General features: G+C 55.6%; 19 protein-coding genes and 1 pseudogene. 16 read left to right on the top strand and 4 right to left on the bottom strand.

Annotated elements, in window-relative coordinates:
* Positions 1–169: 169 nt before the first annotated feature.
* From sixA (VMF88_04400) to VMF88_04390, 3 genes are all read right to left on the bottom strand, one after another.
* Positions 170–667, bottom strand: coding sequence for a phosphohistidine phosphatase SixA (gene sixA / locus VMF88_04400; protein ID HTY10297.1), 498 nt, complete (start codon positions 665–667; stop codon positions 170–172).
* Positions 668–671: 4 nt separating this feature from the next.
* Complete coding sequence (locus tag VMF88_04395) at positions 672–1,118, bottom strand: GxxExxY protein (protein HTY10296.1); 447 nt, start codon at positions 1,116–1,118, stop codon at positions 672–674.
* An 86-nt stretch (positions 1,119–1,204) separates the two neighbouring features.
* Entirely contained in the window at positions 1,205–2,293 is a 1,089-nt protein-coding gene (locus VMF88_04390; GenBank protein HTY10295.1) for an adenosine deaminase, read from the bottom strand.
* Between the two features lie 157 nt (positions 2,294–2,450).
* Here VMF88_04390 and VMF88_04385 point away from each other — a divergent pair, with 157 nt between their 5' ends.
* Positions 2,451–2,969, top strand: coding sequence for a hypothetical protein (locus VMF88_04385; protein ID HTY10294.1), 519 nt, complete (start codon positions 2,451–2,453; stop codon positions 2,967–2,969).
* A gap of 454 nt (positions 2,970–3,423) precedes the next feature.
* Here the strand turns inward: VMF88_04385 and hutH are convergent, their stop codons facing one another.
* Positions 3,424–4,983 carry a histidine ammonia-lyase gene (gene hutH, locus VMF88_04380; GenBank protein HTY10293.1) on the bottom strand — a complete coding sequence of 520 codons (1,560 nt, stop codon included), beginning with the start codon at positions 4,981–4,983 and terminating at the stop codon, positions 3,424–3,426.
* A gap of 379 nt (positions 4,984–5,362) precedes the next feature.
* Between hutH and VMF88_04375 the strand changes: the two genes are divergently transcribed.
* The 15 genes and pseudogenes from VMF88_04375 (at position 5,363) to pstS (ending at position 20,619) form a co-directional block, all read left to right on the top strand.
* The gene (locus VMF88_04375) at positions 5,363–6,229 is read left to right on the top strand and encodes a DUF4905 domain-containing protein (protein ID HTY10292.1); all 867 of its coding nucleotides are present in this window, start codon (positions 5,363–5,365) and stop codon (positions 6,227–6,229) included.
* A 3-nt stretch (positions 6,230–6,232) separates the two neighbouring features.
* The gene (locus tag VMF88_04370; GenBank protein ID HTY10291.1) at positions 6,233–7,132 is read left to right on the top strand and encodes a PhzF family phenazine biosynthesis isomerase; all 900 of its coding nucleotides are present in this window, start codon (positions 6,233–6,235) and stop codon (positions 7,130–7,132) included.
* A 27-nt stretch (positions 7,133–7,159) separates the two neighbouring features.
* Positions 7,160–9,151 (top strand): (Fe-S)-binding protein, encoded by a 1,992-nt coding sequence (locus VMF88_04365; protein HTY10290.1) that lies wholly within the window; start codon positions 7,160–7,162, stop codon positions 9,149–9,151.
* Positions 9,152–9,182: 31 nt separating this feature from the next.
* Positions 9,183–9,389, top strand: a complete 207-nt coding sequence (locus tag VMF88_04360; GenBank protein ID HTY10289.1) for a hypothetical protein — start codon at positions 9,183–9,185, stop codon at positions 9,387–9,389.
* Between the two features lie 49 nt (positions 9,390–9,438).
* Entirely contained in the window at positions 9,439–10,389 is a 951-nt protein-coding gene (locus VMF88_04355; GenBank protein ID HTY10288.1) for a helix-turn-helix domain-containing protein, read from the top strand.
* A 16-nt stretch (positions 10,390–10,405) separates the two neighbouring features.
* Positions 10,406–11,092: a response regulator transcription factor gene (locus tag VMF88_04350; protein ID HTY10287.1), complete on the top strand. Its 687-nt coding sequence runs from the start codon at positions 10,406–10,408 to the stop codon at positions 11,090–11,092.
* Positions 11,093–11,094: 2 nt separating this feature from the next.
* On the top strand, positions 11,095–12,537 hold the full coding sequence (locus VMF88_04345) for an ATP-binding protein (protein ID HTY10286.1): 1,443 nt from the start codon (positions 11,095–11,097) through the stop codon (positions 12,535–12,537).
* 177 nt (positions 12,538–12,714) lie between these two features.
* A pseudogene (locus VMF88_04340) lies at positions 12,715–13,689 on the top strand (CHAD domain-containing protein).
* 36 nt (positions 13,690–13,725) lie between these two features.
* Positions 13,726–14,220, top strand: a complete 495-nt coding sequence (sixA, locus tag VMF88_04335) for a phosphohistidine phosphatase SixA (protein ID HTY10285.1) — start codon at positions 13,726–13,728, stop codon at positions 14,218–14,220.
* Between the two features lie 17 nt (positions 14,221–14,237).
* Positions 14,238–14,951, top strand: coding sequence for a dTMP kinase (gene tmk / locus VMF88_04330; GenBank protein ID HTY10284.1), 714 nt, complete (start codon positions 14,238–14,240; stop codon positions 14,949–14,951).
* A complete protein-coding gene (locus tag VMF88_04325) occupies positions 14,941–15,702 on the top strand; it encodes a thymidylate kinase (GenBank protein HTY10283.1) in 762 nt (253 codons plus the stop codon). Before tmk ends, VMF88_04325 begins: the two co-directional genes overlap by 11 nt.
* The gene (locus tag VMF88_04320) at positions 15,668–17,224 is read left to right on the top strand and encodes a Ppx/GppA phosphatase family protein (GenBank protein HTY10282.1); all 1,557 of its coding nucleotides are present in this window, start codon (positions 15,668–15,670) and stop codon (positions 17,222–17,224) included. The genes VMF88_04325 and VMF88_04320 overlap by 35 nt, the downstream gene beginning before the upstream one ends.
* Positions 17,225–17,347: 123 nt before the next feature.
* A complete protein-coding gene (locus VMF88_04315) occupies positions 17,348–18,118 on the top strand; it encodes a tetratricopeptide repeat protein (protein ID HTY10281.1) in 771 nt (256 codons plus the stop codon).
* A 244-nt stretch (positions 18,119–18,362) separates the two neighbouring features.
* Positions 18,363–19,538 (top strand): hypothetical protein, encoded by a 1,176-nt coding sequence (locus tag VMF88_04310; protein HTY10280.1) that lies wholly within the window; start codon positions 18,363–18,365, stop codon positions 19,536–19,538.
* A 46-nt stretch (positions 19,539–19,584) separates the two neighbouring features.
* On the top strand, positions 19,585–20,619 hold the full coding sequence (pstS, locus tag VMF88_04305) for a phosphate ABC transporter substrate-binding protein PstS (GenBank protein HTY10279.1): 1,035 nt from the start codon (positions 19,585–19,587) through the stop codon (positions 20,617–20,619).
* The last annotated feature ends 1 nt before the right edge of the window (position 20,620 follow it).

Below are 20,620 nucleotides of genomic sequence, written 5' to 3'. Positions count from 1 at the left end.
TCCGCGTTTTGAAAACCCGGCAGCTTTTGGGTCATCTATCGAAATCGTCGGGTGCGCGCGTTACGATTTCGAAGGATTTCTTTGGTTCCTTTCTTTCTCGGAAAGAAAGGAACATTGTGAAATTAGGACAATACCAAAGCGGGGGGAAATTTTGGGAGGGAAAAAACAGTCAGTCTTTCTTTCTCATCAACTGCATTTGTTCGTTGGTCAGGAGCCACAGGAGAACGCCGGAGCCCCGCTGAACGGTCGACCCGACATCGATGCAGGCGAGCGACGCCTTCTTGACGCCGACCTTCGATTCGGTGGCCATGCCGATGAGACTTGCGATGAGACTCACGATGAGCGGCTTATGCGTGACGAGGAGGATGCGGCTGTCGCGCGGATACGACCGGAGTTCTTGAAACAGCCCCTCGGGTCTCGACGCCGGCCCCAGCTGCTCAACGGGACGGACCTCAAGGGGAGGGAATTGTGCAGCGACTAATTCTGCCGTTGCTTTTGCGCGAGCCGTCGGGCTTGTGAGGATGGCAGTGAGACCCAACTTCATGGCATGGACGGCGCCAGCGACACATTTGGCTTCTTCAATTCCTTCTGGCGTCAGCGCTCGGTCTGCGTCGTGCGAGGTCCCTTGGGCTTCCGCGTCCGCGTGGCGGAGAATAAATAATCTCATGTGATTACTCAGATTCCTCAGATTTTACGCTGATTCCAGATTTCGCAGATTGGTCTCTGCGGACAGAATATACTTTTCGTCTGATTTGAACGCTGGGGGTTCCGAAATTGAGAAGCAATCCGGCCGGAAGGTTTGAGACTTTTAAATAGTGAAGCAGCTTGTCTTCGAATGTACTCTCCAGCATGTGGACCGCTTTCAACTCAACGATAACGCTGTTGCTTACTAAAATATCGACGATGAAATCTCCGACAGGCTCACCCCCATAGACAACTTTCATCTTCTTCTGCTGTTCTGCCATAAGCCCCGCGTTCCGCAATTCCTTTGCCAACGCATTTTCATAAACTTTTTCTACAAACCCGAAGCCTAATTTATTATGTACGGTGAACGCAGCCTTTATGATCTTTTCGGTTATTTCCTTTTTTGGATAGTTCTCTTCCGAATATTCTTTCATAGCTCCCCCCGTTGATAATTTTTGTGTGCTTAAATCTGCGCAATCTGCAATCTGCGCTGCATCAGCGTCATCTGTAAAATCAAAGACTATTTCTTCTTTCGCACTCCTCTCACCTTTGCAAACCCCGGTTTCAACACGTCATAAATGATCGCGATCCGCTGTTTGTACGGGATGAACGCGCTCTTCATGGCGTTGATGGTGATCTTCTCAAGTTCGTCGAGCGTCAATCCGAAGTGTTCGGCGGCGGTATGATACTCGTCGGTCAACGTTATTCCGCTCATCAAGCGGTCGTCCGTATTCAGCGTGACCCGGAACTTGTAGCGGTAGAAAATGCCGAACGGATGCTCGTCAATATTCGCGACTGCGCCCGTGTGGACGTTGCTCGTCAAGCAGATCTCGAGGGGGATGCGCTTATCGAGCACATACTGCGCCAGCGTCCCCATGCTCAGAACTTGCCCGTCCTTCACCCTCATGTCTTCGATCAGGCGGGTCGCATGGCCGATGCGGTGCGCGCCGCACCATTGGATCGCCTGCCAGATCGATTCCTTGCCGAAGGCTTCCCCCGCGTGAACCGTGATGTTGAAATTTTCGCGCTGGATGTAATGGAAGGCGTCGATATGTTTCTTCGGCGGATAGCCCCCTTCTTCTCCGGCAAGGTCGAACCCGACGACTCCCTGGCTCCGAAAATCGACCGCGAGCTCGGCAATTTCCTGAGAAATTTTCGGGTCCATGTTTCTCATCGCGCAGATGATGAGCCCGTACTCCACCCCGAAATCTTTCTTGCCTCGTTCCAGTCCGCGAAGAACGGCTTTGACGATCGTCTCGTTGTGCAGCCCCTTCTGGCGGTGAAAGACCGGAGCGAAGCGGGTCTCCAGATAGACGATGCCGTCGCGTTTCATATCCTCAAGAGTCTCGTACGCAACACGCTCGAGCCCTTCTTCGGTTTGCATGACGCCGCAGGTATGTTCGAACCCTTCGAGGAAGAGGGGAAGGCTCCCGCGCTGGGCTCCGCGCTGAAACCATTGCGCGAGTTCGCCGGCGTCCATTGTCGGAAGTTTCGTATAGCGTTGATCGCGCGCTAATTCGATGACGGTCTGGGGACGGATGCCGCCGTCAAGATGATCATGGAGAAGGACCTTAGGGACTGAGCGGAGAACATTTTTGGTGAGTTTCATAGGGGACGGGAAGCAATGTTGATGGAATCTCCTTTTCGTAATGTACGGACGAAAGTCCTTAGTTCCAACAGGAGTGCTGCTTTTTTACCCATTTGCTTTTCGAATTCTCTTTAAGTAAAGTTGACACGGATTCCTATTCGATGACCGGGTGAATACAATGGACCTTGAAACCGAGATACGGCGAGAGCATTCAAAATATCAATGCCGCAGAATTGCGCGGTGGGTTGGCAGCGACAAAAAACGGTTCAAAGAATTGATGGAGCTATTTTTGAGGGGAGAATATCGGACGACGCAACGCGCCGCGTGGATCGTGATGCACTGTGCCGATAGTGACAAAGAACTTGCTCCCCCTTACTTCAACCGGATGATCGACCGCATGCTTCAGCCGGGGGTTCACGATGCCGTCAAAAGGAACGTTCTTAGGATCCTTCAGGATGTCGAGATCCCGACGCGGCTGGCGGGAAAAATTGCGACGATCTGTTTTGACCTGCTGGGATCGGCGAAGGAGCCGATCGCCGTCAAAGTGTTCGCGATGACCGTTCTCGCGAACATCGCTCAGCGGGAGCCCGACTTGAAGCGAGAGATCACAATTCTCATCGAGCAGCAAATGCCGACGGGAAGCGCAGGCTTTCGTTCAAGGGGAAGGAAGATCCTGAAGCGGCTGGAGCAATTGTAGAATGCATTTCGCAGGAGAGGCATTTGCCGGGGCATCCCCTTAGGACTTGCGTGTCTTACAGTTATCGCAATAACATTTGAATAATTTTAATTAGAGGTTATCTCAATAATATGTCGCATCATCCTTCCCAACGCGTCTGCGACCCGCAGGGTCGTTGACGATGCGCTCTCCGCTCTTCGAGGGGTTGAAAAACTCGTCTCGGTGAGATCCGCTTTCTCCCCCGGAGGGGTCCTTTGGGGACAGGATGTCCTTCGTCTCGTGGCGCGAAAGAGCCGCGCCACTCGCTCAGGATGAACGATTGTTATAGCCGTAAAAAAGCATGTTCACCCTGAGCAAGTGAGCGGAGCGAACGCGCCGAAGGGTCAATCTAATTCCATTTTTGAGATAGTTTCTAATATGGCCAGACAAGTTCCAAGGAGATGCCCCGAAGGCGCCCCGTTGTGACCTGTCGGTCCTACGCCAGCTTTTTCACTGCCTGGGTGACACTGCGAAGAATCTCCCCGTCGAGGATAAGTTTCAGCGCTTTTTGAATATCGTTGTACAGCACGCGGTCGCGCGTGAGATGCGGAATTGATGCCCGGACCGCTTTGTGCGCAGCCCGCGTTCCCTTGCCGCACTGGAGCGGCGCATGGAAGTCGATAGCCTGCGCCGCGCACAGAAATTCGATGGCGATGACGGTCTGCGCGTTGCGGAGAATGCGCCAGCATTTTTGAGCGCTGATCGACCCCATGCTGTTGTGGTCCTCCTGGTTGGCGGACGTCGGGATCGAATCGACGCTTGCGGGATGGGCAAGGACTTTGTTTTCCGACACGAGCGAAGCGGCCGTATACTGGGCGATCATAAAACCTGAATTAAGGCCGCCGTCCCGAGTAAGGAATCGCGGAAGACCGCTCAGCGAGCCGTTCACCATCCGCTCGATGCGGCGCTCGGAAATATTCGCCAGCTCGGAAAGGGCGATCGCGGCGAAATCCATCGCGAGCGCGATCGGCTGCCCGTGGAAATTTCCTCCTTCGAGATGCTGCCGTTCATCCGGAAAGATCAGCGGATTGTCGTTCGCTGAATTGATTTCGACGGAAACAACTCCGCTGACGTACTCGAGCGCATCGCGCGATGCGCCGTGGACCTGCGGCGCGCAGCGGAGGGAATAGGCGTCCTGCACGCGATGATCGCTGTAGCGGTGCGATTCGCGGATCTCGCTCCCGTGCAGGAGTGTTCTCAGGTTGCCCGCCGACTCTCTCTGTCCCTTGAAGGGGCGCAGCCGGTGGATCCTCTCGTCGAACGGCGTATCGCTTCCTTTCAAAGCCTCCACACTCATCGCCGCCGCAATGTCGGCAAGAATACACAACTCTGTCGCCATCCGGGAGATCAACGAAGCGTACGCCGTCATCATTTGAGTGCCGTTGATGAGGGCGAGTCCTTCTTTGGCGGTGAGATGGAGAGGAACGAGCCGATGGCGGTGCAGCGCTCTCTTCGCAAGCTCAAATTCTACATGCGTTTTCTTCTTGTTCCTTCCGCCTTCCCCAAAAACCGTTCCCTTACCCATCATGGTCAGGACAAGGTGGGCCAGCTGCACAAGGTCTCCGCTCGAACCGACGGACCCCTGCGACGGAATCACCGGGACGATCCCCGCGTTGAAAAATTTCGCGATAAATTCCACGGTCTCCGGGCGAATGCCGGAGAATCCCTTCGCAAGCGCGTTCATCCGAAGGATCATCATCGCCCGCACAACTTCGGGGGGCAGCGGCTCTCCCGTTCCGGCGGCGTGGCTCGCAATAAGGTTGTGCTGAAGCTCTTCGATCTTGTCGAAGGGAATGCTGACGTTGCTGAATTCCCCGAAGCCGGTCGTCACGCCGTAGATGCGTTCCTTTTTTTGCAGCCATTCTTCGACAAGCGTACGGGAACGCTGCATCTTTCGTTTTGAAGAGGGCGCCAATGAAATACGGGCCGGCTGAGTTGCCGCGCTGAAAAGCTGGGGAATCGTAAGGCTGCTGCCGTCGAGCTGAATGCGGATCACGGGAGGAGGCGTGCTAGTGGAAAAATTTTCCCAAATGTAGCGAGCTATTCGTTTACTTTCAAGAGGAGGGGGCTGCTGGGCAGTGTTGCAGTTCGAGGATTTCACCCCTCGCTCCTAAACTCTCTTTGGGAGCAGCGTGCGTAACTCGTCTTTCTTCCGAAGGCATCCGGCACTCGATTCACTCGGCTCCCGATCAGAGATTGGGAACGAGGGAAATGTTCCCCCTGATCCCGCCAAAAAACGGCGGAGCCGAAGGTAAAAGCGTCTCCCGTTTTCTCCGACCTGCCTACTTAAAGGAGCCCGCTTTCAGGCCATTGAAACTCTCGGGAAAATGAGCTATTTTGGCCACACCATCGTCTTTATCGACACTCATTGGTAAATGGATATTTCTTCCCTCTTTCAACAGAGGCATCTCAAACCGTTATGGTCGTACTCCACTGCCGGCGTTCTGTGGCGGCTTCTTTTTTCTGAAACAAATTTCATCGTCGGAGAAGAGAGGGACACGGATGCAAAACAGGCATCGTTCTTCTGCCTGAACGCCGCGAACGGAGACGTCCTCTGGAAAAGCGCGTCGTTCGGCGAGCCGTGGTGGATCGGCATCGAGGGGATCGTTCACGATAAAGTTTTTCTTCACGGCTTCAGGAAGCCCGACATGCCCGAGCATGGAAAAATAATCGCCGTCGACCTTGGTACCGGCAAAGAGTTATGGCGGAACAACGATTTTGCTTTTTATTCCGCATCGCCCGGCCGTGTATTTGCCTACCGGGATTTTTTTGAGAAACGGTTGTTCTACGAACTCGATGCGGCGACGGGGGAGTTCATCCAGGAGTTCAGCGAGCCCCCCGTCGAACTTCCGGAGACGAAGAACAGATACCGCGGACGCGAAAATTTTCTCTTTCCCGAATTCCTGACCGAAGACACTCCGGAATTTCCGATCGTTGCACCTCTTGTTGAACGTTTTTGCGGAAGGAGCGCCATCCATGGACCGGTGGAGTACGTGCGGACGGGGGGAAAACTGGTGTTCAACTACCATGCAACGCTGTCGCACGACGAAGAAAAAAATGTGGACCTGCTGGAAAACAAATTGTGCATCGTGGACGAGGCGAACGGGAAACAGGTCTACGCCGATGTTGTAAATTCTTCGACGCCGGGAGCCGTCCCCGACTCCTTTTTCGTTGACGATACGATGATGTACTATATCAAGGAAAAGAAAACGCTTGTTGCTGTCCCGCTCGTGAACCGCTGACGCATGAAATCGCTGACCGTCAAACATATCGACGCCTTCACCGCCAAGCCCTTTGCGGGAAACCCGGCCGCGGTCGTCCTCTCGGGGGACGGCCTCACCGAGAAACAAATGCAGGACGTCGCCAGGGAAATGAACCTGTCGGAAACGGCGTTTGTCCTTTCGCCGTCGACAAAAAACGCCGATGTCCGCATCCGCTGGTTCACCCCCTCGAACGAAGTCGCCCTGTGCGGCCATGCGACGATCGCAAGCTTCCATGCTCTTGCCGAAGAACATTCTCTCGGCATGCAAAAGAACGGATCGTATCCGTTTCGCCTGGAGACGGCTTCCGGTATTCTCGACATCCTTGTGGTGAAGGAAAAAGGGAAGGCGACGGTGAAGTTTTCGCTCCCGATGCCGCACTTCAATAAGAACCAGCACTTGAAGACCGATTTCAAAGCGTCGCTGGGGATGGACGAGGCGGGCTTCGATAAACGTCTCCCCTGCGTTGTCAGCGTCAACGCGTATATCCCCGTCCGGCGTCTTTCCGACCTTTACGATCTGCGCCCCGATTTCCAGCTGATGAAAAAAATGCTTGCGAGGAAAAAAATCCTGGGCTTGTGCGTCTTCTCGACGGAGACCATTGACAGGGCTTCGACGTTTCACTCCCGCTTCTTTGCGCCGAACGACGGCATCGACGAGGACCCGGTCACAGGTTCGGCGAACGGACCGCTCGGCGTGTACATGGTCGAGCAGGGGCTCGTCGGAAAATCGGACGGCGCGATCGAGATGATCGGCGAGCAAGGGGATATCATCGGCAGGGCGGGGCGCGTGAAGGTGGAGGTCCGGGTCGAAGGGGGCAAACCGAAATCTGTCGCGATCGTCGGCAGCGGCGTCACCGTCCTCGAAGGAGCGCTGACGCTCTAGGTCTTCACCGTCTTTCGGATAAAATTTATGGGACTGTCAAACATCCTTTTTACCGCGCTCCTTGTTGCGTCGTTCCTTTTTTTTGGGACCAGCGTCCGGCGGCTCCTTGCATATCTCCAGACCGGAAAGCCGGAAGACCGGTTCGACCGTCCGTTCGTTCGTCTGAGGAACGTCGTCAAGGTCGCTCTGCTGCAATCCAAGATCCTTCGAGAACCGCTGGCGGGATTGCTGCATGTCGCGATTTTTTGGGGATTCCTCGCCCTCATCGCCGCGGTGGTTGAATCGATCGGCGAAGGGATCGCGGGACACTTTTCGCTGCGGTTTCTGGGCGGAATATATTCACTCCTCACTTTCACCCAGGAAATCTTTTGCCTTCTCGTCATTGTCTCGGTCGCGGTCGCGTTGTGGAGAAGGTTCGTCTCCAAGGTGAAACGCCTCCAGGTTGATGCGCATGGGAATGCCGATGCGGCGGTGATCCTCGTTTGGATCCTTCTGATCGTCTCATCGCTTCTCCTCCAGAACGCATCGCGCATTTCGCTGGGCGAGTACAGCGCAGGATTGAACTATCCGTTGTCGTCATCCCTCGCCGGTCTCTTTTCGGGGGACGCTGCGTCGTCGGTGTGGAGCAGGATCTTCTGGTGGATGCACATCGTGCTGGTTCTCGGGTTCCTCAATTACCTTCCGTACTCAAAGCATCTTCACGTGCTGACGTCGATTCCCAACGTGTATTTTTCCAGTTTGAAGGCGCGCGGAGCGTTGAAGCCGATCGACCTTGCGGACGAGTCCGCCGTGAAATTCGGCGCAGCCGACGTCGACGACCTGACATGGAAACAGTTGCTCGACGGCTACACGTGCACCGAATGCGGCCGCTGCGATTCGGTGTGCCCCGCAAACCTTACCGGCAAGAAACTTTCCCCGCGCAAGATCATTGTCGATACGCGGCGGCGTACAATGGAAAAAGCCCCTCTCGCTGCGGCCGGAGAGGAGAACAGCGACGTCATGGCACGCACGCTCGTCGATACGTACATCTCCGAAGATGAAATCTGGGCATGCACGACCTGCATGGCGTGTGTCAACGAATGTCCGGTGACGATCGAGCACGTCGACGAGATCGTCGATCTCCGGCGCGGCCTGGTGCTGAATGAATCGCGGTTCCCTGCCGAGCTCCGCGCGACCTTCGACAACCTGGAGCGGAATTTCACTCCGTGGGGATTCAGCCATTCTTCCCGCGCCGACTGGGCTGAGGGGTTGGAGATTCCGCGCACGTCCGACGGCGGCGGCGCCGACGTACTCTTTTGGGTCGGCTGCGCGGGAGCGTTTGACGCACGGTACAGAAAAGTAACGCAGTCTTTTGCAAAATTGATGAAGCATGCCGGAGTGAAATTTGCCATCCTCGGCGTTGAAGAAAAATGCAACGGAGATGCCGCGCGAAGGATGGGAAACGAATACCTGGCTCAGTCGTTGATGACCGAGAACGTCGCAACGTTGAATGGGTACGGGGTCAAGAAGATCGTCACGACCTGCCCCCACTGCTTTCACTCGCTCAAGAATGAGTATCCGCAGTTTGGCGGCACCTATGAGGTCGTTCACCACACCGATTTTCTTCTGAATTTGGTACAGTCGGGAAAAATTGCGCCCTCGCGCTCCCAGACCGGGGCAATAACGTTCCACGATTCATGCTATCTCGCCCGGTACAACGGCGTCGTCGATTCCCCCCGCTCGCTGCTGCGCGCCATCCCCCGGACCTCGCTTGTCGAGATGCCGAGGTCGAAGGACAGGGGCCTCTGCTGCGGAGCCGGGGGAGGGAGGATGTGGATGGAAGAAAAGGAAGGGAAGCGCATCAATATAGAAAGGACGGAAGAGGCGCTCTCGACGCACGCAGGGGCCATCGGCACCGCCTGTCCATTCTGCATGACGATGATGTCGGACGGCGTCAAAGCGAAAGAAGCAGGCGACCGGGTCCAGGTGAAGGATGTCGCCGAGCTTTTGTGGGAAGCCGTGGAACCAATCAAAGCATGAAAGAGTTCAATATCATTTCACAAGGAGGCGTATGACGTACAGAGTTTCGGTCTACAAATATCTGGAGGTCCCCAAGACTGTCGCCCACGACACGGTCGAGGGGACGGAAGCGGAGGCGATCGCTCGGGCAAAGGAATCGCTTTTGAAATCCGACGGGGATGTGGTGGTCGTTGCCCTCGTCACGGGGGGGGAGACGCGGGTAGTTCAACGTTTTGAAAAGGTGAAGAAAGCTTCGTGAGGGGGATCTTTTCGAGGAATCGAAAGCCATGCTGTCCAATGAATCGGTTATGAGTGACGCCGCAGCCGCCAGGCGAATGGAATGGATGAGGGAATTCGAAGAGAAGAAAAGCGTTCCTTCGATCTGCCAGAAATATTCCATCAGCCGAAAGACGTTCTATAAATGGCTGAAGCGGTACAAGAGATCGTCGAACGACGCGCTCAGCCTGGGCGACCGCTCGAGGCGTCCGCACCACAGCCCGCGGGCGACGCCGCCGCCGATCGTGCAGCGGCTGCGCGAGCTGCGCGAAAAGACCGGTTTCGGTCAAAAACGTCTGAAGCTGTATCTCTCGATCTGGTACGACATCGAGCTGTCGGAGAGCGCGATCTGGAAGCTGCTGAAGAAGTCCGGCGTCGACATGAAGCAGAAGAAGTCGCATCGCCGGAAACTCCGCCCGAACGATGCGCTCCTTCCCGGCGACCGCGTCATCCTGATGTTCAAGTTCATCGCCAAGGGGGAGGGGGAACAGCAGTACGTCCAGTACAGCGCCATCGACGAATGTTCCCGTCTGCGCATCACAAAGATCTACGGCCGTCATTCGACCCTGTCGGCGCTCGACTTTATCCAGTTCAGCCTGATGCATTTTCCGTTTTTAATTCGTTATATTCAAACGCCGCTCGACAGCGTGTTTGCGAGCGTTTCAAAGCCGCGGTCACGGACGCATGCGTTCACGATGAACCTGCGGCGGCTCGGCATCAAGCACGAGGTCCCGTCCAAAAAGAAGCTCGCCGTGAACAGGTTTATGGAACGCGTCAGGCGGTTCGACGAGGTCGAACCGTACACGACGAGGCCGTTCTCAGCGCCCGACGAACTGCAGCAGGAGGCGGCGCGGTACCTCTACCGGTACAACAACGAGCGCCCGAACCCGCTCATCGAAAACATGGCTCCGGTGGAAAAACTCCGGACCTACCAGCAGTTCAACGGGATCGCAGTGTTCGACCCTTATTCCCTTTCACGATAAAACTTGAAACCGGCCAATGCAAAAGACCATTCTTGTTGTCGACGACGAAAAAGACATTGTTGAGATGCTCCAGTACAACCTCGAGAAAGAGGGGTACAAAGTCCTCACCGCGCGGAACGGCAAGCAGGCGCTCGAGCAGGTCAAGAAACATGTGGATCTGATCCTCCTCGACATCATGATGACGGAGATGAACGGTCTCGACGTTCTCCGTGAACTGAAGCGCGTCGAGCGGACGAAATCGATCCCGGTCGTTTTCCTCACGGCAAAGGGCTCGGAGGTCGACGAAGTGATCGGGCTCGAGCTGGGCGCCGAGGATTATATCGTCAAACCGATTAGCATTAAGAAGCTCATTGCTCGGGTGCGCACCGCCATCCGGCGAGACGCGAAGGACGACGCGGCGTCGGAAGCGTCGAACCTTCTCCGCATCGACGACCTTGAGATCAACGTGCCGAATTATACGGTGACGCTCGGTGCAAAGGGGCTCGTCTTCCCCAAAAAGGAATTTGAAACGCTCGTGTACCTTGTCCGCCACCGGGGAAGGGTCATCTCGAGGGACGTTCTTCTCAATGCTGTGTGGGGAGAAGGAGTGTTCGTGGTGGACAGGACGGTCGATGTCCACATCAGAAAGATCAGGGAAAAGCTCGGTAAGTACGCAGACATGATCGAGACCGTCAAGGGGGTCGGGTACCGCTTCAAAGCATGACGATGATCCACATCCAGACCAAAATAACGCTTACCTATTTAGCGCTCGCCGTCGTCATCATTGTCGCGGTCGGTGTCATCACCAGCCTCGAAATAGAATCGCTGTTCGAGGACCGGCTGGTCCATCAGCTCGAGCAGCAGGCTGATATCGTGCATCATCTTTTGATGGACAGGCAGTTTGGGAACGACCGCGGGCGCGCCGCCTCGATCCAGCAATTGGCCGACGTGCTCGGCGCCAGGGTCACGCTTGTCTCCGCCGACGGGACGGTCGTCGCCGATTCCGACGTTCCGTTCGATAAACTCTCCGCCGTCGAGAATCATCTCCTCAGGCCTGAAATTCAGGAAGCGATCGCGAAGCCGATCGGGACGAACATCCGGCGCAGCGCCACGGTCGGCAGAGATTTCCTGTACGTCGCAAAACAATACCGCGACTCCGTCCCTTCCCCGGCGATGGACAGCATTCGTTTCATTCGCGTGAGCGCCCACATGGAAGAGATGAAGGAGAACGTCCGGGATATCCGCTGGAAGATCTTGTGGGCGGGGCTCATCACGCTGACGCTCGTGGTCGGCGTGAGCATGTATGTCTCCCGGAGAATTTCGCGTCCGATGGTCGCGATCGCGGAGAACGTCGAGAAGATCCGCCTCGGCGACCTGGAAAAGCACATCGAGACGACCACCAACGATGAGATCGGCCACGTCGCCCGCGCGGTGAACGAGCTTGTCGACAAGCTGAAAGCCGATATTGTCGAATTGAAAAAACTGCAGCGGGCGCGGAGCGAGTTCCTCGGCAACGTCTCGCACGAGCTCCGCACGCCGATCTTCACCCTTCAGGGATATCTGGAAACCCTTCTCAACGGCGCGGTCGACGACCCGGCGGTGAACCGGCTTTTCATCGAAAAGGCTTCGGCCCATGCGGCGCGGCTCAACGCCCTCTTGAACGACCTCATCGACATCTCGAGGATCGAATCGGGGGAAATGAAGATGAGCTTCAGGTACTTCCGCGTCAATGAATTTCTCGAGCTTGTGGTCAACGATTTTCAGCGGGCGGCGGCACAGCGCCGCGTCACGCTCCGGCTTTCGGCGGAGACCGGAGACGAGGTCGAAGTCTTCGGCGACAAGGAACGGCTCCGGGGCGTGCTGAGCAACCTGATCGACAATGCGATCAAGTACAACAGGGAAGGGGGAGATGTGCTCGTTTCCACAGAGCCCGAGGAGAACAAAGTGCGGATCGTCGTTTCGGATACCGGAGCGGGCATCGGCGAAGAACATCTCACGCGGATCTTCGAACGGTTTTACAGGATCGACAAGGACAGGTCGCGCGAGGTCGGCGGCACGGGGCTGGGCCTTGCGATCGTCAAGCACATCGTTGAGGCGCACGGCAGCAAGGTTGAAGTGCGCAGTGTGGTTGGAAAAGGGACATCGTTCAGCTTCCTTCTCAAGATCTGATCGTTTTCCCCCCGCATGCCTCTTTCCGTTTTTTTTCAAATGATCCCTTGCAGCTCTGCACCTCCTTAAACGTCCTAATTCAGGCGTCGCGAATGAAAACTTAACAATTTCTTATCATTGAAGGGGGGAACGTCACTTGCACATTTGATTTGCTTTGACAAAATTAAAGCGGCGCTTATGGCAAAACCTTGGAAAATTGTCGATCTCAACCCTGACGAAAGTCTCAAGCAGTGCCTGCAGAAGATCGCGCTGACGCGGATCCAGGAGACCTTTTCGCACGAGCCGGCGACGATGCGGGGAGACGACCCCGAAGCGCTGCACGACATGCGCGTGTCGGCGCGCAGGCTGAGGGCGGTGCTCCGGATTTTTCGGGATTGTTTTTCCAGGAAGAAGCTGAAGAAACACGACGCGCGGCTTCAGGCTCTCATCCGCGCCCTCGGCGCCGTGCGCGAGCGAGACGTTTTCCTGGAATCGCTTTCTGCGTACAAAAATACTCTTGCCGCCACCGACCGCAAAGTGATCGACCTTCTGATCGCCCGGGAGACCACAGCCCGGCTCGCCGACCGCAGAGCGCTTCTGCGGGAGATGAAATATCTCAGAAGGATGAATTTCGCGGATTCGTTTGCCGCGTTTGTGAAGTCTTCATTGTGAAGCGTCATGGCAGCGTCCGCCGGTGTGAAACCGAACAAGACTTTTCGCGAGAACGCACGTGTGCTGGTGCCGTCCCTGTTCGACGAGTTCTTCTCGTACAGGAACCGCGTGGTCGCCCACCCGAGGCTCAAGGACGACCTGCATAAGATGCGGAATGCGGGAAAGGTCCTCCGGTACGCGATGGAGTTTTTCGAGGATGCATTTGATGCTGAATTTTCGCTCTGCCTGAAGACCGTCAAGCAGCTTCTCGATGTGATGGGACAGGTGCATGACTGCGACGTGAACATTCCGGCGCTTGGCACACAGCTGAAAGAGATCCGGGCGTTCAACCGCGCAACGCCGAACCCGGACGACAGGATACGCACGAAAGCCCTGGTCGACCTGATCCGCGCGGAACAGCATCGCCGTGATACGATGTTCGCCGATGCCTGCGCGATGATCGCCGGATGGGAAACGGAAAATTTTAGGCTGCGCATCATCCAATCGATGAACAAGCCGTGAGAAGAGGTATCCTTCAATTTTAACCGGAGAGAGCATTTGTTTATTTATATTCTGAGGCACGGCATCGCCGTCCAGCGAGGCACCGCAAGCTTTCCGGATGACGACAGGCCGTTGACGGACGACGGCAAGGAGAAGATGCGGAAGGGGGCAAAAGGGATCGCGGCGGTCATCGGCAAGATCGACCTCATCCTGACGAGCCCGCTCATTCGCGCGCACGACACCGCCAAGATCGCTGCCGACGCTTTGGGAGCCGACCACAAAGTCGAAGTGTGCAGAGAACTGCTGCCGGGAAGCTCCGCAAAAAAGCTGATGCTCTACCTCGCAAAGTACAAGAACCTGGAAGACGTGATGCTCGTGGGACATGAACCCGACCTCGGGTTTCTTGCATCGGCCCTTCTCGGCTCCGAGCATTCCATCATTGAATTCAAGAAAGGGGCCCTCTGTTGTATCGAGGTCTCCGGCATGCCGCCGCGCAGCGCGGGAACGCTCCGCTGGCATTTGCAGCCGAAACAACTTCGTGACCTCAAATAAAACCATAGGACAAACGCATGGCGCGACTTTTTGACCAACCCCGTCCGTACCCCGGCATCCTGATCATCGTGGAAGGGATCGACGGGTCGGGGAAATCGACCCAGCTGCAGCTTCTGCAGAAATGGCTGCTCAACTCCAAATACAGGGTGTTCTTCACGGAATGGAATTCTTCCGCGCTCGTCAACGAGACGATCAAGCGCGGGAAGAAGAAGAATCTCCTCACGCCGACGACGTTCAGCATTCTGCACGCCACGGATTTTGCCGACCGCCTTGCGCACCTTATCATCCCGCCGTTGAAAGCGGGAATGATCGTCTGCGCCGACCGGTACGTGTATACCGCGTTCGCCCGCGACGTCGTCCGGGGCGTCCATCCCGAATGGGTCCGGAATCTCTACGGCTTCGCCGTCAAGCCGGACATCCAGTTCTATTTCAAAGTGCCGATCGAGGTCTCGCTCAAGCGGATCCTGAACGGAAGGATCGAACTGAAATTCCATGAAGCCGGGATGGACCTCGGACTGAGCGACGATCCCCGCGAAAGCTTCCGGCTGTTCCAGTCGAAGATCCTCGAGGAATACGACAAAATTTCGGCGGAGTACGGATTGACGGTGATCGATGCGACGGACTCGATCCAGAAGCAGCAGTCGATTGTGCGCGACATCGTCCGCGAGCGCCTGAAAGATTACAAGCCGACCCCGTTCCTCCAGAAGAAGGAGAACGTCTATGTCGCATAAGAAAAAAACATTTTACGGCATCGGGCTTCCGTATGTCGACGTGAGCGACCTGAGCGGCAAGCTGATCGTGATCGAAGGGACCGACGGCGTCGGACGCTCGACGCAGCTCGAGGAGTTGAAAAAATGGCTCGAGGTGAAAGGCTACGGCGTGACGACGACAGGCTGGACCCGCTCTCCGTTGATGGAAAAAGCGATCAACGAAGCGAAGTCGGGGCACACGTTGAACTTTGATACCTTCAGCCTGTTGTATGCCGCCGATTTTGCGGACAGGCTCGAGCACGAGGTCATTCCGGCGCTGCGGGCGGGATTCGTCGTGCTCGCGGACCGGTACATCCACACCGCGTTCGCCCGGTCGTCCGTGCGGGGCGGGGACCGTCAGTGGATCAGAAAGGTCTTCGGTTTTGCCGTCGAGCCGGACGCCGTTTTTTACATGCGCATCACCCTCGAGGACCTGATCCCGCGCGTGATCAACAGCCACACGCTGCACAAGCGGTACTGGGAAGAACAGTCCGGCGAAGGGCTCGATTACTGGGAGTCGGGAATGGACATGCGCCTCGGAGACGATTTCTATGACAGTTTTGTCGAGTACCAGAAGCTGATCCTGAAAGAGTTCGACAAGATGACCAACGAGTTCAATTTCCAGGTGATCGATGCCGCGAAAAGCTTCGAAGACACCAACCGTGCATTAAAACAGGGTATTCTCGCAGTACTCGAAGATGAAGAATCAGAAGAAAAACCTCGCCGCCATTGACGTCGGTACCAATTCGCTCCATCTGCTCGTCGCTGAAGTCTCCCCCGAATCGGGGAACTTCAAAATCCTCGAACGTGAAAAAGAGATCGTCCGCCTCGGGTCCGGTTCGACCGACATGAAGTACCTCGCGGGGAACGCCGTCGAACGGGCGATCCACGCCTTGCGCCGGTTCAGAATGATCGCCGACTCGTATCACGCCTCCATCCGCGCCATCGCCACCAGCGCCGTGCGCGAAGCGCTGAACCAGGACGAATTTCTCCGGCTCGTGAAAACGGAGGCGGGGATCAAGATCGAGGTTGCGTCCGGGTTCGAGGAAGCGCGCCTCATCCACCTCGGCGTTCTCCAGGCGCTGCCGATCTTCAAGAAACGGCACCTGATGCTGGACATCGGAGGGGGGAGCACGGAATTTCTTTTCGGCTACCAGAGGAATATTCTCTACACCAACAGCCTCAAGATCGGCGCCGTGCGGCTGACGCAGCGATTTTTCGAGGACGGGGTCGCTTCTTCAAAATCGATCCGAGATTGCCGGCAGTACGTGAGAGGAATGCTCAGCCCGATCGCGCGGGCGGCGCGGAAGAACAGCTACGAAGTCGCGGTGGGGACGTCGGGGACGATCACCAACATCGCCCACATCATCCGGCTTCGGCGGGACGAGGAGTCGGAATCCTCGATCAACAATTTTACCTTCACCGACGACGAGGTTTCCGAAGTGGCGGAGAGGATCCTCGAACGGCACGATCCCGACGACCGGACCGAGATCGACGGGCTCGACCCGGCGAGGGCGGACATCGTCGTCGCCGGGGTGATCATTCTGGAAGAAGCGTTCCGCGCGCTCGGCATCAAACGGATGACGATCTCGGAGTACGCGCTCCGCGAAGGGATCATCCTCGATACGATCGAGAAGTTTCACCGGAAAAAGAAATTCGACCATTTTCACGATATCCGGTATACGAGCGTGCTGCACATCGCGGAAAGTTTCGGGTATGAAAAGGAACACGCGCATCAGGTGAGCCGGCTCGCGCTCGATATCTTCGACCAGACCGCGCCGCTCCATAAGCTCGGCGAAAGCGAGCGGGTCTACCTCGAAGCGGCCGCGCTGCTCCACGAGGTCGGGTTGTTCGTCTCGCACGCCCAGCATCATCGTCACTCATACTACCTCATCCGCAACTCGGAGCTCCTCGGATTCACGGAGAATGAGAAAGAGATCATCGCAAACGTCGCGCGGTACCACAGGAAGAGCCATCCGAAGATGAAACACGAGGGGTACTCCAGGCTCAGCGCCGACGAACGGGATGTTGTGATGAAGCTCGCATCGATGCTGCGCATCGCGGACGGGCTTGACCGGACGCATTTCTCGGTCATCAAAAGTCTGCGATGCAAGCGCACGCGGTCGGCGGTGCTTTTCAAACTGCGGCGGTCGCACAAAGCAAAGATCGAGCTGGAGGTCTGGGGGGCGAACAGAAAAAAAGAGCTTTTCGAAAAAGCCTTCCGCGTCAAGGTCCGCTTCTCGCCCGCGGCATAACTTCTTCTCTCTGCCTCGCCGCCATTTCCTTAACACATTGATAATACCGCTGTAATACCCTAGTCACGGCATTCCCCTATCTTTATGCCGGTCAAAGCATTTCTTCCACCGTCCGGTTGATGGATGCACGGCAAATTTCTCGCGTTCCTTGTTGTACTCACACTTCCATTCTGCGCCCGGGGACAGGAGCTTGAAACGCTTCTGCAGTCGGGGGACGATCGCTTTTTCCATCAGGAAACCGACGAAGCGCTCCGTTACTACGAAAAGGCGTATGCGATCGCTCCCCGGAACGACGAAATTCTTCTCCGGCTCGTCAGGGCGCAATGCGATCTCGGCTGGCTCCATCTCCATACCGATACGAGCTCGCAGTCATACTACCTCCATGCCGCGGCGTTCGCCGAATCGCTGCTGGCGCTGAACCCGTCCTCCCCCGCGGCGCATTTTTGGGTTTCGCTGACGCAGGGGAGCCTCATTCCGTTCGGCAGCATCTCGGAAAAAATGAGCCGCGGGAAGGAAGTCCGATTTCACGCCGAGAGAGCGATCGAGCTCGACTCGACGTTCGCGCTCGCCTACGTCGTTCTCGCTGTGTTCGAGCGGGAGAGTTCGAAACTTTCCTGGTTCGAGCGGACCATCGCGCGGGTCATTTTCGGGGAGGATCTCCACGGATCGCTGGCACGCTCGGAAGAGCTGCTCGAAAAAGCGGTTCAATGCGACCCGGGCAGCTCATACGCATTTTACGAAATGTATTTTACGAAAATGGCGATGGGGGACAAGGACGGAGCGGCAGAATCGTTGAAAAAAGTCCTTTCGCTTCCGGTGCGGAGCGAACGGGAAGAGCGGCAGCACCAGCACGCCCAGGAACGTCTTGCCGAGCTCGATGTTTCAGCGCGATGATCGGGCTCGCTACTCGACGGGTCCGGGGCGGATCATTCATTTTTTTTCCCCGATGTTCGTTTCTTTTTCTTTATCAGAAATATTTGGCGGTTTTTCCACCCATTTGGCCTGTTAACAATTTCTTAACATACGAGTAATATAAAGCTATTGTATTAAGTGTATTTTAGCGCACTCAAAAAAGCACGCTGCGCATCTCTCAATTCAATCTTATCTTCACAATTCATCAATTACAGAAAGGATACACATGAAGAAGTTCTTGTTTCTGCTGGCGGTTGGGCTCTTCCTCGTGTCGGAGGCTGCATTTTCGCAGATGACGTTTAGCGGTTACATGTTCGGCGATTATTATTACAATGTCACACGGGACCCCGTTTTCAACGTGAAAGCACCAGCGGCCTCGGCGCTGAGTTCAGCAGCTCCTGGAGCGGAATCGATGCAAGCGTTTCAGTTCCGTCGTATTTATTTCACCATGGACGATAACATTTCCGAGATGTTCGCTGCGCGGTTGCGTTTCGAAGCAGATCAAGCGGCCAACCCGGGTGTAACGTCGCCTAATACGACAACTCCGCCGAGCTCCGCAGACGAACTCGCCAGCGGCAAAATGGCTCCGTTCGTAAAAGAGGCTTGGCTTACTTGGAAGAACGTGTTTGCAGGAAGCAATTTGACGTTTGGTACCCAGTTAACGCCAGGGTTCGCGATTTCAGAAGCGAACTGGGGGTTTCGATTCCTCGAGAAGACCATCATGGATCAGAAGGGGCTCGTTCCGGCGGTCGATCTCGGGCTCTCTCTCAGAGGGAGATTGACTTCGGACGGGACGTTTAATTATTGGTTAATGATAGGAAATAATTCTTCGAGCGGAACCATCCCCGAGAACAACAAATACAAACGGTACTACGCGGATATTCAATACGTGACCTCGAACACCTGGAATGCAACGGCGTACATTGACTATGCTGATGCCGGAGAACTCGCAACGAAAACAGGGCTTGTAGGCAACAGCACATTGACGGAAGCGGTCTTTGTCGGCTACGGACGATCGACGTTGACCGCAACAGTGCCGACCCAGACAAATCTTGGAGCGGAAGTGTTCATGCAGCAGACTGCCAACGGATACACAGCCACCGGTGCGACATCGCCTTCTTCGAAGAACGCGCTTGGGTACTGGGTGTATGCTCAGTATTATTTTGTCCCGGACTGGGGCATCGTCGCCAGGTACGACAGCTACGACCCGAACACGGCAAGCGACAATGCCGCAAAGGGCGATTCGCGCAACTATGCATTAGGCGGATTAGTGTATAAGCCGGACGGTCGAGTTTTTATTTCGCCCAACATTGTGTATGAGTCTTACGAGACACCGGTTGGCGGCGCATCGATCAAAGCATCGCTGACGGCTCGTCTGACGTTCTGGTACATTTACCTCTGATAGCGGATCATTGTTATCCATTAACTTGAACGTGAAGGGACAAAAAATGAAATCACTGACAATCGCATTACTGCTGCTCGTCGCATCCTTGGTTGCCGGCGAAGCTGCACTTGCGCAGATGAAGCTGAACGGAGCGGGGGCGACTTTCCCGTACGTCATTTATTCGAAATGGTTCGACATCTACAGCAAGAAGAGCGGCGTCGAATTCAACTACCAGTCGATCGGAAGCGGCGGCGGCATCAAGCAGGTGACGGAAGGGACGGTCGATTTTGGAGCTTCCGATGCGTTCCTCACCGAGGCACAGATGAGCGCGATCAAGGAAAAGCAGGGCTCGGATGTTGTCCATATTCCCACCGTTATGGGGGCTGTCGTGCTTTCCTATAATCTTCCTGCGGCCGGGAAGGACCTCCGTCTTTCGCCCGATGTGCTGGCAGGAATTTATCTCGGACAGATAACCAATTGGAATGATTCCAAAATTGCGGCCATCAATCCAGGCAAGAACCTTCCCGACCAGGCGATCATTGTTGCACACCGTTCCGATGGAAGCGGCACCACAAACATTTTCACAGATTATCTGATGAAAGTAAGTAAACTGTGGGCGCTGAGTGTCGGTAAGGGGACATCCGTGAATTGGCCCGTCGGCTTGGGAGGAAAAGGAAACGAAGGGGTTGCCGGTCTTATCAAACAGTCGGAAGGGGCGATCGGCTACGTTGAATTGGCGTACGCTGTGCAAAACAATCTCCCTTATGCCTTGTTGCAAAACAAGTCCGGTAATTTCGTCCAAGCATCTTTTGATGCCGTCTCGGCTGCTGCAGCTAGTTTTGCGGACAACATGCCTTCGGATTTTCGTTTGATGATCACGGATGCCGGTGGAAAAGATGCCTACCCGATTTCCGGATTTACGTGGCTCTTGATCTATAAGGACATGAAAGATAAAACCAAGGCACAAGAAATAACGAAGTTCCTGAAGTGGGCTATGACCGACGGACAGGCCTACGCAAAAGACCTTTACTATGCACCGCTGCCGGGAGCCGTTGCGAAACTCTGCCTGCAAAAAATCGACACCATCACAATTAATTGAT

This window comes from Bacteroidota bacterium (assembly GCA_035506275.1).
Classification (GTDB): domain Bacteria; phylum Bacteroidota; class Ignavibacteria; order UBA10030; family UBA8401; genus JAGVPT01.
Note: the sequence above shows the minus strand (reverse complement) of the source record. Positions and strands in the feature narration are given on the sequence as shown.